A 16,020-nucleotide genomic window follows, 5' to 3' on the forward strand; every position below is an offset into this window, starting at 1 on the left:
TTTTAGGGATTTTGAGTATTTTTGAACATAAAACATATGTCATTGCGAGCGAAGCGTGGCAATTAGCCCCCTCTAAATCTCCCCCAAAAGGGGAGACTTGAAAAAGCTTTTTTAGCCCTCTCCAAAGGAGAGGGTTGGGTGAGGCTTCGCCCGCAATGACATCGTATAGAACAAAACTATCACTGTGCAACTATCTGTAAATTCAACATCCAAACTTCCGCAGGCTGCCGAAGCCATCCTGGCCAACTCGGCGGGGAATAAAATTTTTCTTTTTTACGGCGAAATGGGGGCGGGGAAAACAACGCTTATCAAAGCGTTATGTGAACAACTGGGGGTAACTGAACAGGCTACCAGTCCAACGTTTTCTATCGTGAACGAATACACCGGCCGCGACAGCAGGATATTTCATTTTGATTTCTATCGCCTTAAAAACCAAACAGAAGCATTGGATATGGGCTATGAAGAATATTTTTACAGCGATGCCTACTGCTTTATTGAGTGGCCCGAAAAAATCCCCGATCTGCTCCCGACCCACTATACCAACATCCGGATCCAGGTTTTGGACAGCAGCTCGCGCAGTATCAGCATCGAAAATATTTAGTTTTATCATCCATCGTTTTTTCTTATCTTCAACAGCCTTTAAAAAAATACATCATGAGTTCAGGGATATACAGCGGGTTTTCGGATATTGCTAAACAAGCAATGATGCAGCCCCAGGAGTCGTTGCTGGAGGTAAAAAATAAAAAGAACAAGCTGTACATCGGCATTCCTAAAGAGATCTCCTTCCAGGAAAACCGGGTGCCTTTAACACCGCTCTCGGTAGCCTTACTGGTTAATAATGGCCACGACGTAATGCTGGAGAGCAATGCCGGGCAGGCAGCCAATTTTTCGGATAAGGATTACAGCGAACAGGGCGCCCAGATAGTTTATGATACCCAAAAGGTTTACGAGGCCGATATCATCATTAAAATAGCCCCGCCCACGGCGCACGAAATTGAGATGATGAAACCCGGGCAGATCCTGATCTCCACCCTGCAAATGGCTACGCTCAAGGCCGAAAGCATGCATGCCCTGATGGCCAAAAAAATTACCGCGCTAAGCTTTGAACACCTGCGCGATGAGGGCAATACCCTTACTGTAGTAAGGGCCATGAGTGAAATTGTAGGTGCTACCTCCATACTCATAGCTGCCGAATATTTGAGTAATGTTTTTGAAGGTAAAGGCCTGATGCTGGGCGGTATAACCGGTGTTCCGCCAACCGAAATTGTAATCCTCGGCGCAGGCACAGTAGGGGAATATGCCGCACGCACCGCCATATCCCTGGGTGCCGAAGTTAAAGTGTTTGACCCATCAATATACAAGCTTCGCCGCCTGCAAAACAACATTGGCGCCAGGGTTTTCACTTCGGTGGTACAGCCTATTGTATTGGAAAAGGCCATCACCACCTGCGATGTAGCTATTGGTGCGCTCCGCGCCGAAGATGGCCGCAGCCCATGTATTATCTCCGAAGCTACTGTTAGCCGCATGAAGCGCGACTCGGTGATCATTGATGTAAGCATTGACCAGGGCGGCTGCTTTGAAACATCCGAGGTTACCAACCACACCCACCCGGTTTTTCGCAAATATGATGTAATTCATTATTGTGTGCCTAATATTGCGTCGCGTGTGGCTCGTACCGCTACCTATGCGCTCACCAATATTTTTGCACCGATCCTGCTTGATATAGGTGATATGGGCGGAGTTAAAAACCTCATCTGGCAAAAATCGGGTGTACGTAACGCGGTTTATATTTACCAGGGGCAGCTTACCAATAAACATATCGGTGAGCGTTTTTCTATCCCCTGTAAAGATCTCGACCTGCTGATCGTATCGCACAGGTAATATGATCCGTAAGTATTTAATCCTGTTAATGCTTATCGCAGGTGCATTACGCGTTCGTGCACAACATTATAAGTATATCGACAGTACAAAAGTTTGCAGCATTGCCCGTTATAAAAGACAGGTTAAGGCAAACCCGGATAAACAACTGGTTGAAATAAAAAAATATATCCCCGAAATAGCCTTAGACCTGCGGTATGCTACCAGCAACAATTTCATGCACCGCCGCATGTACACAACAGCCAAAGCATTTGCCTGCCTGCCGGTAGTAAAGGCGCTTCAGCAGGTTGAGGCCGAATTAAAAATGCAGGGCCTCGGTCTTAAAATTTACGATGCCTACCGGCCATATTCCGTTACCGTTAATTTTTATGAAATGGCCCCCGATACCAATTTTGTAGCCGACCCGCGCAGAGGGTCAAAACATAACAGGGGCTGTGCAATTGACCTTACCCTCATCAACCTTAAAACCGGTAAAGAACTGGAGATGCCAACCGGCTTTGATAGTTTTAGCCGCAAGGCAGGAGCAAATTATGTTAATTTACCCCCGCAGCAAATTGCCAACCGTGAGCTGCTGAAAACGGTGATGGCCAAATACGGCTTCAGGGTAATATCAACCGAATGGTGGCATTATGATTTTATGGGCTGGGCAGGGTACGAGCTGCTGGATATCCCGGTTCAAAACCTATAAGCTTTTCTTATGCTCACCATTTTAAAACTTACAACTTTTATTACATCCACCTTACAAAAGGCATTAATATTGCTTAACCATACACAAACAGGCGTTAACCCACAAAAACACAGGCATGAAGCTTTTCAGCAAAGAATATCTTAAACAACTATGGAAGGTGCTGCTGGCATCATTCACGGGCTTTTCAAAAGATAATGGCTTAAAATTAAGTGCATCCCTGGCTTATTACACTGTTTTTTCAATAGCCCCTTTATTAATTATTGTAATATCCGTGGCCGGCCTTGTTTTTGGTCAGGATGCCGCTGCAGATCGGTTATATCCTGAAATTGTTCATTACGTTGGCAAAGGGCCGGCAGCACAAATTCAGGATGCATTAAAGCATCTTGCATTGTCCGGAAAATCGGGCATAGCTGTGGTTATTGGCGTGGTTACGCTTTTATTGGGCGCAAGCAGTATTTTTATTGAGATCCAGGATTCGCTCAACATGATCTGGCGGGTTAAAGCCAAACCCAAAAGCGGTTGGATACAGCTTTTGAAAAACCGTTTCGTTTCATTTTCGCTGATCATCAGCCTGGGCTTCCTGCTATTAGCATCGCTTATTATCAACCTGATCATAAGTGCCCTGCAAGATCAGATCCAGCGTTTTTTTCCAGGTATCGATTCCTTAACAAAAATATTTGTCCAGGTGCTAAACCTGGGTATTACACTGGTGGTTATCACTACATTATTTGGAATCATATTCAAGTTTTTGCCCGATGTTAAGATCAAATGGCGCGATGTGCGCAGCGGGGCTATGTTTACAGCAATTTTGTTTATGCTGGGCCAATATGTGATCAGTCTTTACATTCAATACACAGCGCAAGGCTCGGCTTATGGCGCTGCCGGCTCCATCATCGTGATCCTGGTTTGGATCTACTACACATCGGCCATATTATACATAGGGGCAGAGTTTACCCAGGTATTTGCCGAAGCCAGCGGAAGCCATATCGAGCCCGCCGATTACGCCGTTCACATTCAGCAAACCGAGGTTGAACACCGCGTAAAAATACTCCCTGCCCAAAACCCCGAATTAAAGGGAAATTTGAAAAAGGATGGATGAGAGGAGAATGGTTTAAGAAGTTAAAAACAATGTCACTCTTAGCGCAAGTCTTGAGCGAGGCGTTGTGAAGTTGGAGACTTGTGCTTATCCGCAGGCACAAGTGAGCATGCCCACAACCAATCACACAACACTTGCGCCAAAAGAGGGTAACCGCACGGAAGCATATCCGCCCTGTATAGTATGCGATTGCTTCGTCGTTCCTCCTCGCAATGACATAGATTTAATATCTATTTTAAAACTCCTCATGTATATACGTCATGATCCTTACCATTTCATCCCTTATTTCGCGGGTTGGCCGGGTAAAGTTATTGTTCATGAACGAAAACGCCAGGCGCTTGCCTTTTCGGGTAGTTATGTAGCCACTTTGATTGTGGTTATTGCTTAACGATCCGGTTTTAGCCCACACAAATGGCTGTCCGTTATCTGTTTTATAGGCGCTTTTAATTGTACCGGACACGCCGCCTATTGGCATCATGCTATGTAACAGGCTTTCGTCTTTCACTTTGTCCTGAATTTTGAGCAGCAAGGCTACGATATCCCGTGGGGTAAACAAATTAAAGCGCGATAATCCCGAACCATCAACCCATTGCGGCACATCCGGCAAATCATTTAAAAAATGAGTTTTTGAATAATTGATCACCGAATCGGCATTGAGGGTATTAAATTTTCCCGACGAGCATACCAGCAGCAATTGCTCGGCAATAAAATTATCGCTTGGCTGCAGCATTCGCCGGTAAACCGAATCGGCGTTGGTATTGTAAACAATTTTGGCATCTCCGGTAATTGGCTCCTGCAATAAGGATACCTCTTTTTTCAGTGTATCCTGCAGCAGGGCCATGGTAAGCTGTAAACTTGTTTTCCAGGGGATCTCCTGTTTGTAGTTTTTGGGGATCTCCCCGGCCGGGTATACAAAGTTATTGCTGATAAAATCGCGCTTAACTTTAAACTGGGTGGGATGGTAATTGATATCTGCGTTTAAAAACCGTTTTAAATAGTTAGGTTTTACCTGCATATTGCCGTCATTATCGGCGTAAAGCAGTGCTACATTATCTTCAATAGGCAGGGCTGTAATTTCGGCCTGGTAGTAATCATTATAATCGTCCCAGGCCCAGCCTGCTCCAAAAAAACCGCCTGTATAATTGCCGGGCGAATAAAAAAGCCGCTTGTTACTGCTTTTCAAAAAGTTAAGCCCGTTCACGCCTTTCAAATCGCTGTGTAAAAAGGAGGGATCGCCGGTACCCCAGAATATCAGCGAATCGCCGCGGGTTTGATAACGCAATGCCGGGATAGAATCGCCAAGCATTTTAAGGCAGGTATAAAAAGTGAAAAGCTTGGTATTGGATGCCGGGGTAAAGTATTTATCACTATTTAATTCATATATCATTTTATGCTCGTCAAGATCATAAAGGGCGAAGCCGGTAAAATGATCATTAACAATCTGCGAATGCTTAAACAGCTTTCTAACTTTTCTTTTTTTTATCGAACGGGCATAAATGGTATCATGACAAAGGGATAAAACACAAACAATTAACAGAAATGAAATTGTTGACTTTCGCATAATAAAATAATTATTTAACAAATAAATCTCGTAAATTTAATATACCAACTATAACCACTTTGTTACACAAGCTATATTATAATTTACGCCATCCGGGGGCATTGTGGCTTGCATTTGTGTTAACATTTTGCTTTGCAGCCACAGCCCGGGCCCAGTACTTTGATCTTGATGTGCATAAAAAAAAGGTGACCATTCCGTTCAAACTGGAACGAAACCTGCTGATCATTCAGCTCAAGATCAATCATAAAGGGCCCTTTAATTTTATATTGGATACCGGCGTAGGCCTTATGATCATAACCGATCCTAAATTAGCTGATTCCATCAGCATTCCTAATAAACGTACATTAAAAATCCCGGGGCTGGGCGAGGGTGAGGATTCTGAAGCTTATGTAACCTCAACGATAGATGTTGATATACCCGGACTGGTTAGCTACGATGTTGCTGCTGCCATCCTAAAAAAAGATGTCTTTAACCTTTCCGGTTATGCCGGTATGCCTATCCATGGCTTGCTGGGCTACGAGTTTTTTAATAACCTGGCAGCAAAGATCAGCTTTCAGGACAGCACGGTTACCGTTTGCAGGCCGAAAGACCTTAAACCCTTCAGAAAAGCGAATAAAATCCCTATGTCTGTTGAAGACAGAAAGGCATACGTATATGCCCGGGCAATTATGCCGGGCATTGCACCCATAAAAGCCAAATTGGTTGTTGACCTTGGGGCCGGTCATCCTGTATCAATAGAGCGTTATATCAAAACCTATGGGCTTCCGCAAAAGTTCATTGCTTCAGCCAACCTTGGCATTGGCTTAAACGGCCCTATAAATGGCTTTATAAGCAGGATGGAAGAGTTTGACTTGGGCAAATTCAGGCTGAAAAATGTATTGGCTTCCTTTCCTGATGATGGCAATAATCAAAGCCGCCTGTCGGTAATGCGTGATGGGAACCTCGGGGTTGGTATCCTGAAGCGCTTTACGGTTATTCTTGATTATCCCGATAGCGCTATGTATTTAAAACCCAGCTTTACCTATAACGACCCATTTGAGCATGACATGAGCGGTCTTGAGTATTACGCAGCCGGCGATCACCTGGAAAGGATCATCATCAGCCGCGTTGAACCGGGCTCGGCGGCCGATGAAATTGGCCTTGAACGCGACGACGAAATAATATCGGTAAATTTTAAACCTGTTTCAAAAATGAACCTCCAGGATATTGATGAACTTTTTAAATCAAAGGACGACAGAAGCCTGTTGCTTGAGGTTTATCATGATAAACGAGTTGACAAGGTTGTACTAACCCTTAAACGCCGCATATAATTAATAATACCTGTAAATTTATTATTGATAAAACGCTTTACCGCTAAAAAAAGACCTGCTTTTTATATAAGTTTACGGTTAAAACTATTTTAATAAATGAAAAAACATTCGCTGCCGGGTATTTATTTGCGCGGCTCTGTATTGGCACTTGCGGTTTTGGCAGGCTCATGCGCCACAAAAAAACAAGCCGCAAACCAAAGCCTCACCCTAAAAACCACTACTACTCCTAACGGAACCGTTACAACAGCAACAACCGGGGCCCCAAAAAAAGAGGGCATTAAAAAGTTCAGTGATCTTATCCCCGCCAAAACCAAGGCCGATAGCGGACTTTTTAATACTTATAAAGTTGATGGCAAATACTACTACGAAATACCCGATTCATTAATTAACCGCGAAATGCTGGTGGTTACCCGTTTTGTAAAAACACCAGGCGGCCTAAAAACCTTTGGTCAGCAGTATGGCGGCGAAGAAATTAATAACCAGGTTTGGAAATGGGAAAAGCACGATAAGCAAGTATTTATCCGGGTGCCAAGCTATTCGTTACGCGCCGATAGCACCAGCGATATGTATCAATCGGTAAAAAACTCCAATCTTGATGCTATCCTGGCATCTTTTGAAATAAAAGCCTTTAATAAAGATACCACCGGTGTTTTAATTGATGTTACCGATTTCTATAATGGCGATATCACCGCTATTGGTTTATCTGACGATATCAAAAAGGCCTATAAAACCATGGGGGTTGATAACTCACGCTCCTATATCGACACCATTAAAAGCTTCCCGATAAATATTGAGGCACATACATTAAAAACTTACCGCGCAGGCGAATCGCCTACGGATAATAGCATTGCAGCGCTTACTTTCGAGTTGAACACCTCTATGCTCTTGCTGCCCAAAATCCCAATGAAAGCCCGGATTATGGATCCGCGTGTGGGCTTTTTTGGCCAGCGCCAAACAGATTATGGCACCAATGCGCAGAAAGCATTAGTTACTGCCTATATCCATCGCTGGAAATTAGAGCCTAAAGATCCGGTTGCTTATGCAAAAGGCGAACTGGTTGAACCTAAAAAACAAATTGTATTTTACATTGACCCCGCTACACCTAAAAAGTGGGTACCATATCTAATACAAGGAGTAAACGACTGGCAAAAAGCTTTTGAAACAGCAGGTTTTAAAAATGCCATAACTGCTAAAGAAGCCCCAACCGCCAAACAAGACCCGCAGTTTAGCACTGAGGATGCCCGCTATAGCGTAATCCGGTATTTTGCATCGGATGTTGAAAATGCTTACGGTCCTCACGTTGCCGATCCGCGCAGCGGCGAGATCCTGGAAAGCCACGTTGGCTGGTATCATAACGTCATGCAGCTACTGCGCGATTGGTACCTGATCCAAACAGCAGCAGTAAACCCTAATGCCCGTCACGCACAGTTCAGTGACGATCAAATGGGCGAGCTGATCCGTTTTGTATCATCGCATGAGGTTGGCCATACTTTAGGTTTGCCGCATAATTTTGGTTCAAGCTATGCTTACGCTGTTGATTCGCTACGCTCAAAAACATTTACCGATAAACACGGCACCGCACCATCCATTATGGATTATGCCCGCTTTAACTACATAGCCCAGCCAGGCGATGGTGTTACCCACCTGTACCCGCAAATTGGCGAATATGATAACTGGTCGATAAAATGGGGATATACCTGGTTCCCGGGCAATAAAACACCCGAGCAGGAAAAAGAAATATTAGCCGTGTGGACCAACAAGAATGCCGGAAACCCGGTTTATTACTTCGGACGGCAGGGGACCTCTATCGACCCCCGCCTGCAAAATGAAGACCTGGGCGATAATGCCATGAAGGCAAGCGCCTATGGCATTGCCAACCTGAAACGCATTTTGCCCAACCTCGAAAAATGGTCGTATAAAAAAGATGAGGATTACAGTGATCTTAACGAATTATACAACGAGGTTTTAGGTCAGTATTATCGCTACATGGGCCATGTAACCACCAACATTGGCGGCATGAACGAAAACTTTAAAACTTATGATCAAAAAGGCCCGGTTTATGATTTTGTAAGCAAAGAGCGTCAGCGCGAAGCGGCTTTATTTTTGAACCAGCAATTATATACAACACCATTTTGGCTTATTAACAAAACCGAATTGGCCAAGTTTGATAACGGCGTTATCATAAACCGCATTAAAGCTATGCAGGTTTCGCTGTTAAGCAACGAGCTAAGCCCTTCAAGGTTGGCACGTATGTATGATAACGAGGCCAAAAATGGAGCTAATGCCTATACTGTAGCGCAGTTTTTAACCGATTTGCATACGGGCATATTTGGCACATCCAAACCAGATGGCTATCAGCGCAACCTGCAAAGGGGGTATATTGAAAACCTGAAGAATTTATTAAATACCGATGCAAGCTTTTCGTTCCCGGGTGTATCAAGTGCGCAGCTGGCCAGCTGGGGCTTTACTCCTATCAACATTGCATTGTCTGATATCAGACCGATGGTACGTGCCGAGTTAAAGAAAATTGATACCGGTTTGCCAAAAGGCGGGGATGCTATAACATCCGCTCATTATGCCGACCTTCACCTCAGGATAAAGGAAGCCCTTAACCCGACAAGGCCGGTTGTAAATATTGGCGGAGGAATGGGAAGGGGTATAAATACCAGCAGCCAGGATATACTAAATGAGAAAACAGGAAGTATGAACTGCTGGCCACGAACCAATGTTGAAAACTAATTTGATGTAACCATCTTAAATCCATCTTAAATCCATCTTAAAATCCTGCCTTATTTTTAGGGCGGGATTTTTTATTTATAGACATATTACAACATTTTACAAATTGCATAAAACAATAACCCACTTGTTTCTGAAAAGCGCTCCTGCTTATTTAAGCTGGCTTATATTTTCAAAAAAAGCAACCTGTAAATCAAGCAGCGACTTCACATTTATTTTTTCGCCATAGGCATCAAAACACAAAAATTTGGTTGCCTCCGGTTTGTTATTCTTCGATTTTTCGAAAAAATTAAAGGTTTCAAAAAAATAATGATTGGTTGTAATATGGCTTTTACTGTTTGTTTGCGATGTGTTAAGCCTGAAACCGATCGTATCGATCCATTTGTGCACTTTTGCGTGCAGCGAGTTTCCAATATTGTTCATAGGTTAATGTTTGGTTAAGTATTACGAAAATCCATGCCACAATGTTACTATCATATAAAATCATTTTAAACAATAGTTTATTTCTTGTGTGGATTACTAAAACGTATTGATAGCATTATTGGTATTCATGGCAACAATTTTTGAAACTAATTATCCACACATTCGTAATAAACAACGCTGCTATTTGAGCGTAAAAACTGAACCACCTTTTTGGATGTGCTCCTGAATTGTTTTAGGCTATGTAATACCACTATCGGCGCCCATACCGGCTAAAACATGAAAAGGCCGGCCAGGCAAGGCCCACACCATGCTTATAATTGACTGACTGATCTTTATAACAACCACAAGGCCGGAAAAACCCGGCCTTTTTCATTTAATATTCTGTAACAATAATATGATTGATAGGCCCTTACAGGCCTAATGTGTAACAATAATATATTGATTAGGCTTTATGTATATTTTAAGTTGAACATTTGTAGTTTAATTACGTCTATATACTCACAAATACAACAATTGCACGCTGAAAAAACATTTATGAAACCCCTACTTCTTATCTTAAGTTTTACCTTTTTATTTGCCTTTAGTTCCTTCGCCCAAACGGGCAGGGAAGTAAAAGGAACCGTTGTCGATTCCACGAAGCTTTCCCTGCCCGGAAGTAGTGTTAAGCTGGTTTCAAACAGCGGCGACAGCACCATAGCTATTGCCGATGCTGCCGGTAAGTTTTCGTTCCCGGTGGTAAAGGGCAACAAACTAACACTTACCATCACATCTATTGGTTTCACCGCAATAAAAAAACACTATTCGCTCGATGCCGGCACCCAACCGGTTGATTTGGGCGCTATAGTTTTAAAAGCCGAAACCAATATGCTTAACCAGGTTACCATTGTAGGTGTTAACCCGGTAATACTAAAAGAGGATACTACCGAATACAAGGTAAGCGCATACCCCGTACGCGAAAACGCCCCGGTTGAAGACGTATTAAAAAAACTACCCGGCGTTGATGTAGATAAAGACGGCAATGTAACAGCCCAGGGCAAATCGGTTACCAAAGTAAGGGTTAACGGAAAAGACTTTTTTGGCGGCGATGTTAAAACAGCTACTAAGAACCTCCCGGCAGACGTGGTAGAAAGCATCCAGGTAATTGACGACTACGGGGACCAGGCCAACCTTACCGGCGTTAAAACCGGCGAACCAGATAAGATCCTGAATATCACCATTCGTAAAGATAAAAACCACGGTTACTTTGGCCAGGCCACAGCCGGCGATGGCGAGGACTTTTTACCAAAAGACCAGGGCATAGCCAACGCCAACCGTTATATCGGCGATTTGAAGTTTTTCAATTTTAATAATGACCAGCAAATAGCCATATTGGGTACTATTAATAATACCAACGTTAATACATTTACCTATGGTAGTGCAACGTCAGGTGGCGGTGGTGGCTTTGGCGCTGGCGGTGGTGGCCGTGGTAACGCGCTTAGGGGTTCAAGCGGTTCAACCACCAGCGCAAATGGTATAACCAACGCGCATTCAATAGGCGCTAATTTCCGCGATCAATGGGGTAAAACGCTATCTGTTTATGGAAGCTACAGCTATACAGATAATACCACCAATACTATTAGTTCTTCCATTCAAACCAATAACAATCAATCGCCAACAGTAAGTACACAAAAAAGTAACCAGACAGACAATCCGATCAACCACCGCTTTAACTTTAACCTCGAGTGGAGGCCGGATACGATCAATTATTTAAAAGTTGTACCAAACTTTACTTATTCAAGCACCAATACCGATGCTAATGAGGATGTAACATCAACAATAGGCGGCATAACCCGTCCATCGTACACTTCGTTATCACACAGCGATGGCACAACACCAAGTTACGGTATTAATGCCTTGTATAACCACCGCTTTAACGGGCACGGCCGCAACTTGAGTATTAACCTTAGCGCTAATACATCAAAAACATCGCAGTTTGATAATCCAACTTATGATTATGCTGTTGGCGCGCCAGTACAAGCCCCTGCCAATCAGCAAACCTTTACCGATAGCCGCGTTACCAGTTTTGGTACAACCATCTCATACCTCGAACCGATAAGCAAAAGAGGGTACCTGGAATTAAATTATGCCTTTAACCGCTCAAATACTACAAGCGACAAAGAAACAGATACGCTTAGCACAGCCAATACATACAACCATTACGATCGGTTGAGCAACAACTACAAATACAATTTTACCACCAACCGCGTTGGCCTGAACTATCGTTTTGTAGAAAAAAAATATAACCTTACTTTGGGTGTTGGTGTTCAACCGGCCACATTAAATGGACTAAATCTTAAAAACGACTCGGCTACTCACGTAACTACTTTTAATGTTATCCCAACAGCCCGTTTCAGCTACAATTTTTCACGTGGCAAAGGTTTAAATTTCCTGTATAACGGAGCAAGTAATCAACCTACATTTAGCCAGCTGCAGCCGGTTATTGATTTCTCGAATGCACTTTACCCGGTACAGGGTAACCCTAACCTGAAGCCCGAGTTTGCTAACAATTTTTCGTTGAGATATAACAATTTCAGCTTCCAAACCGGCGATATTTTCTTTACCAATTTCAACTTTAGCACAACGCAAAATAAAATAGTACAATACACCATAACTTATCCCCGTAAATTTACCCCGGCCGCTTTAGCAGCAGACCCATCATTAAAAAACTTTGAAGGTACCAATCTCACCAATTATTTAAATGCAGGTGGTTACTATACAGGCGGTGCAAATGTTGTGTATGCCAAACCTTGGGCCCAGCGTAAATTTACCCTGCAATTTAACGGCGCATTAACATACACCAATGGTGTTGCATTCTCTGATAGCGTTAGCGCTAACAACGTACTGGCATCAGATGTCCCTTTAAAAAACATAGCCAAAAACCTCAACTTTACCCCGGGCGTAAAATTCAGGGTGAACATTGTTGATGTCATCGATGCCGAAGCCAGCAGTAGCTATGGTATCAACAAAACAACCAACTCTATCCATAGCGCTCTTATTGATGGCAGCTCAAACTTCCGTACGCTGAATTTGGGATTAGCCGGTAAAAATTACTTCTGGAAAGACTGGACATTAAGCTACGATTTTACCCGCACAGTAAATTATGGTTATGATCCAGCCCTTAATACTAAAAACCCAAACATCTTGAATACTTATGTTGAGCGCCGGTTTTTGAAAGACCATCGTGCAACTATTCGCTTAGCAGCGTACGATTTATTTAACCAAAACACTGGTTTTACGTCGGTTGTTAATGGTAACATTACCACGCAATCCACAGTGAACAGATTAGGTCGTTACTACCTGTTAACATTTACGCTTCGTTTGCAAAAATTTGCGGGCAAGGCCCCGGCACAAGATCCAGGCCAGCGCAGATTTAACCGCGACGGCGGCGGTCCAGGTGGCCCGGGCGGAGGCCCCGGAGGGGGTGGTCCTGGCGGCCCAGGCTCATTCTAATAGCCTAATCAAAAATATCAAAGCCCCTTTTGCATAATGCAAAAGGGGCTTGCTTTTACCCCGTATCTTACTGTTTTTTTTACTTAGTGCTTAGCTTATTAAATTTAACGCTGTAAGTAACCAGGAAATACCGTTTCAATGTATTGTTTTGCACATCATTAACCGAGTTAGAATTGATGTAGCGGTATACACTCACGTTTTGATTAAAGATATCGTAAACAGAAAGCTTAAGCTCTCCGCGGTCCTTTTTAAGCATTTGCAGGGCCAGCGATGAGCTTACTACGTTAACACCCTTTTTAAACCCGGCTGCCACCTGGCTGTTATAATTAAAATCCTGCTTGGTTTCCCAAATGATTTTTTTAGGGAGCCTTACTACCAGGCTATTACTTACGTTATAGGTACCAACTTTAATGTTCCTGAAATCATCGTAACGATATTTGGTGTTTGATTGGTTAAAGCCAAAGCCGGTGTTCAGGTCTATCACATCTTTCCAGTTAACACCGATGTTTTCGCGCACTCCGTATGAAAAGGTATTTTGCCAGCCTTCTACATTATTCAGCAGGTTAAGGTTTTGGTAATAGTTGCCGTAAAAACTGGTTGATGAATTAAGCTGCCACTCTTTGATCTTTTTAAACCGCTTAAAAACCCCGATGGAAAAATTATAGTTTGGCCGGCCGTCGCGGTTAACGGTGGTATTGCTCTGCGCCCCGTCCGATCGGATAGTTTGCTGTGTAACGGTCATGTTTTTTTGTGAATAAACACTGCCATAGGTGTAAACACCCAACTGACTGTTATTAAAGTATTTAAAAAAATTAAAATTATAGTTGTTACTTGTACTGGGCACCAGGTTAGGATTACCCGTATAGCTGTACAGCGGGCTGTATACTATAGTTATAGGCTGCAGACTTGATACCCCTGGCTGGTTAACGCGACGCTCGTAGCTAAAAGATACGCCATAAGCTTCAATACGGATAGTTGGCAGCAGGAAAAAATAATTTTGAATAAGCCTGCTGGTCACAAAGTTGTTATTGATTTGCTGCCATTGGGTATTAAGTCCGGCTATGATCTGTGTTTTTTTGTTGAGCTGATAAGTTATACCCGGCTTAATATTCTCCGTCCACTGATCGCGCTTAAGATCGGAGCTTTGATTGTTGAGCAGCGAATCAAAGCCGCCGGTTTTACGATCGTAAGTAAAAACCTGGTCGCTGGTTTTGTTATATATGCCCGATGTGGTAACATCAACAACAAGCTTTTTGGTTACCGGGTACCTGTAGCTGAAATCGAGGTTGCCCGACGCATTGTTTGATGTACGAACAGAAAGCCGGTGCAAGCTATCGGATAATTCGGGATGCTGATAATTAACCACATCATTATTGTTGAAATTGCTGTTATGGTTAGGGTTAATGCTCAGGTTATGCGATATGGTGAACGACTCCTTGCTTTTGTTTCTGGAGCGTTTATGAAAATAAAAGCTTTGATTAAATTGTGTTGAATGCCCATCGCCCATCGAATTGGACACCGACTGGTTTACCGGCATCCCAAAATTGTTTGATGTACTACCGGCAGCTGTTGAAGTGTTATTATTGGAATTATAATTTAACGATGGGTTATAACGCAGGTTACGGATGGTATCGGGTTTCCACTCAACAAGGCCGCTAACCGTATGGACATAGCTGTTTGAATACCTGCTGTTTGATGCCCTGGTTAAAAGTGTGGTATCTTTCAGAAACTGCTGCTGAAAATTGGCCGATTCGTTTACGTTATTACGCTGTGTATAAAAATACTGCAGGTTGAGCTTCAGTTTCTCGCCGTAGTTTTGGTTAAGGTTAAAGCCGCCCGAAGTGATCTTTTCAATACCGCCTCCCCAGCCACGTCCGCCATTAAAGGAAGTATTACCACCGCTGCGGTCAAAGCCGCCTTCCGAATTAAGCTCTTCGCGCGAAAAAGCGGTATGGTTAAGGTTATTGCTCAGCCCGATAAAGCTTACCTGCAGCGTATCGCGGAACATATTGAACAAACCGCCGGCCTCATACCTGTCGCGGGAGCCCACGCCGCCGAATACCTTACCAAAAATGCTTTTTTTAATGGCTTTTTTGAGCTTGATGTTGATGATCTTTTGCACCTGGGTTTCGCTCACGAGATGGTCGGGGTCGTTCTCCCGATCATCATAAACCTGTACCTGGGCAACAATGGCCGCATCGAGGTTTTTGGTGGCAATCTTGGGGTCGGAGCCAAAAAACTGTTTCCCGTCTATCAATAGTTTACTTACCTGTTTCCCGTTAACGGTGATAGTTCCGTCGCCATCTACCTGTACGCCGGGTAGCTTTTTAAGCAATTCTTCAACAGCGGCATTGGGCCGGGTTTTGAAGGCGGCAGCATCAAACTCAATGGTGTCCTTTTTCATTTTAATGGGCACCCGCTCTGCACGCACCACAACTTCATCAAGCATTTTGCTGTTGAGGGCAACATTACCCAGATCAATTATCTCGCCTTTTTTAAAATTAAAATTATGGATATAGCTTTTGTACCCTGCGAATGAAACAACCAGGCGTACCTGTTTATCAACAGGCAGGCGCTGCAATTCAAAATCGCCATTTTTTTTACTGAGGGTATAAGCAATGAGCGTGGTATCTTTCAGATCGACCATCGCGACGGTGCTTAATTCGAGGGGTTGTTTATTCAGGGAGTCGGTGACTTTGCCTTTAATAGTTACCCGGTTTTGGGCAAAGGATCCGGAAAACAGGCATAACAGTATTAATGAAAGAAAAGTTGTTTTCATCCAGGTTTAGGTGCAGACAGTGTAAGGTAAAATAAATTGTGTTATAGGAGATGTAGGGCC

The 16,020-nt window shown here is 43.4% G+C and carries 10 protein-coding genes; 7 read left to right on the top strand and 3 right to left on the bottom strand.

Annotated elements, in window-relative coordinates:
• Positions 1-184: 184 nt before the first annotated feature.
• The 4 genes from tsaE (at position 185) to ACFFGT_RS29995 (ending at position 3,665) form a co-directional block, all read left to right on the top strand.
• A complete protein-coding gene (gene tsaE, locus ACFFGT_RS29980) occupies positions 185-601 on the top strand; it encodes a tRNA (adenosine(37)-N6)-threonylcarbamoyltransferase complex ATPase subunit type 1 TsaE (RefSeq protein ID WP_377026202.1) in 417 nt (138 codons plus the stop codon).
• A 53-nt stretch (positions 602-654) separates the two neighbouring features.
• Entirely contained in the window at positions 655-1,881 is a 1,227-nt protein-coding gene (locus tag ACFFGT_RS29985; protein ID WP_377026203.1) for an alanine dehydrogenase, read from the top strand.
• 28 nt (positions 1,882-1,909) lie between these two features.
• Positions 1,910-2,566 carry a M15 family metallopeptidase gene (locus ACFFGT_RS29990; protein ID WP_377026204.1) on the top strand — a complete coding sequence of 219 codons (657 nt, stop codon included), beginning with the start codon at positions 1,910-1,912 and terminating at the stop codon, positions 2,564-2,566.
• 115 nt (positions 2,567-2,681) lie between these two features.
• The gene (locus ACFFGT_RS29995) at positions 2,682-3,665 is read left to right on the top strand and encodes a YihY/virulence factor BrkB family protein (RefSeq protein ID WP_377026205.1); all 984 of its coding nucleotides are present in this window, start codon (positions 2,682-2,684) and stop codon (positions 3,663-3,665) included.
• Positions 3,666-3,897: 232 nt separating this feature from the next.
• Here ACFFGT_RS29995 and ACFFGT_RS30000 read toward each other — a convergent pair whose 3' ends face one another.
• Positions 3,898-5,223: a D-alanyl-D-alanine carboxypeptidase/D-alanyl-D-alanine-endopeptidase gene (locus ACFFGT_RS30000; RefSeq protein ID WP_377026206.1), complete on the bottom strand. Its 1,326-nt coding sequence runs from the start codon at positions 5,221-5,223 to the stop codon at positions 3,898-3,900.
• 59 nt (positions 5,224-5,282) lie between these two features.
• Between ACFFGT_RS30000 and ACFFGT_RS30005 the strand changes: the two genes are divergently transcribed.
• On the top strand, positions 5,283-6,533 hold the full coding sequence (locus ACFFGT_RS30005; RefSeq protein ID WP_377026207.1) for an aspartyl protease family protein: 1,251 nt from the start codon (positions 5,283-5,285) through the stop codon (positions 6,531-6,533).
• A gap of 96 nt (positions 6,534-6,629) precedes the next feature.
• The gene (locus tag ACFFGT_RS30010; protein WP_377026208.1) at positions 6,630-9,272 is read left to right on the top strand and encodes a zinc-dependent metalloprotease; all 2,643 of its coding nucleotides are present in this window, start codon (positions 6,630-6,632) and stop codon (positions 9,270-9,272) included.
• A gap of 147 nt (positions 9,273-9,419) precedes the next feature.
• Here ACFFGT_RS30010 and ACFFGT_RS30015 read toward each other — a convergent pair whose 3' ends face one another.
• Positions 9,420-9,692, bottom strand: a complete 273-nt coding sequence (locus tag ACFFGT_RS30015) for a hypothetical protein (protein WP_377026209.1) — start codon at positions 9,690-9,692, stop codon at positions 9,420-9,422.
• Between the two features lie 534 nt (positions 9,693-10,226).
• On the opposite strand from ACFFGT_RS30015, the gene ACFFGT_RS30020 reads away from it, so the two are divergent.
• Entirely contained in the window at positions 10,227-13,181 is a 2,955-nt protein-coding gene (locus ACFFGT_RS30020) for an outer membrane beta-barrel protein (protein WP_377026210.1), read from the top strand.
• Between the two features lie 79 nt (positions 13,182-13,260).
• Here ACFFGT_RS30020 and ACFFGT_RS30025 read toward each other — a convergent pair whose 3' ends face one another.
• Entirely contained in the window at positions 13,261-15,960 is a 2,700-nt protein-coding gene (locus tag ACFFGT_RS30025) for an outer membrane beta-barrel protein (RefSeq protein WP_377026211.1), read from the bottom strand.
• Positions 15,961-16,020: the final 60 nt, after the last annotated feature.

Origin of the sequence: Mucilaginibacter angelicae, assembly GCF_042434235.1 — a bacterium.
Classification (GTDB): domain Bacteria; phylum Bacteroidota; class Bacteroidia; order Sphingobacteriales; family Sphingobacteriaceae; genus Mucilaginibacter; species Mucilaginibacter angelicae.

What these genes read in the sequence shown, in the direction of transcription:
- ACFFGT_RS29985 (WP_377026203.1), top strand. Translation starts at nt 655, where the DNA reads ATGAGTTCAGGGATATACAGCGGGTTTTCGGATATTGCTAAACAAGCA.
- ACFFGT_RS29990 (WP_377026204.1), top strand. Translation starts at nt 1,910, where the DNA reads ATGCTTATCGCAGGTGCATTACGCGTTCGTGCACAACATTATAAGTAT.
- ACFFGT_RS29995 (WP_377026205.1), top strand. Translation starts at nt 2,682, where the DNA reads ATGAAGCTTTTCAGCAAAGAATATCTTAAACAACTATGGAAGGTGCTG.
- ACFFGT_RS30000 (WP_377026206.1), bottom strand. Translation starts at nt 5,223, where the DNA reads ATGCGAAAGTCAACAATTTCATTTCTGTTAATTGTTTGTGTTTTATCC.
- ACFFGT_RS30010 (WP_377026208.1), top strand. Translation starts at nt 6,630, where the DNA reads ATGAAAAAACATTCGCTGCCGGGTATTTATTTGCGCGGCTCTGTATTG.
- ACFFGT_RS30015 (WP_377026209.1), bottom strand. Translation starts at nt 9,692, where the DNA reads ATGAACAATATTGGAAACTCGCTGCACGCAAAAGTGCACAAATGGATC.
- ACFFGT_RS30020 (WP_377026210.1), top strand. Translation starts at nt 10,227, where the DNA reads ATGAAACCCCTACTTCTTATCTTAAGTTTTACCTTTTTATTTGCCTTT.
- ACFFGT_RS30025 (WP_377026211.1), bottom strand. Translation starts at nt 15,960, where the DNA reads ATGAAAACAACTTTTCTTTCATTAATACTGTTATGCCTGTTTTCCGGA.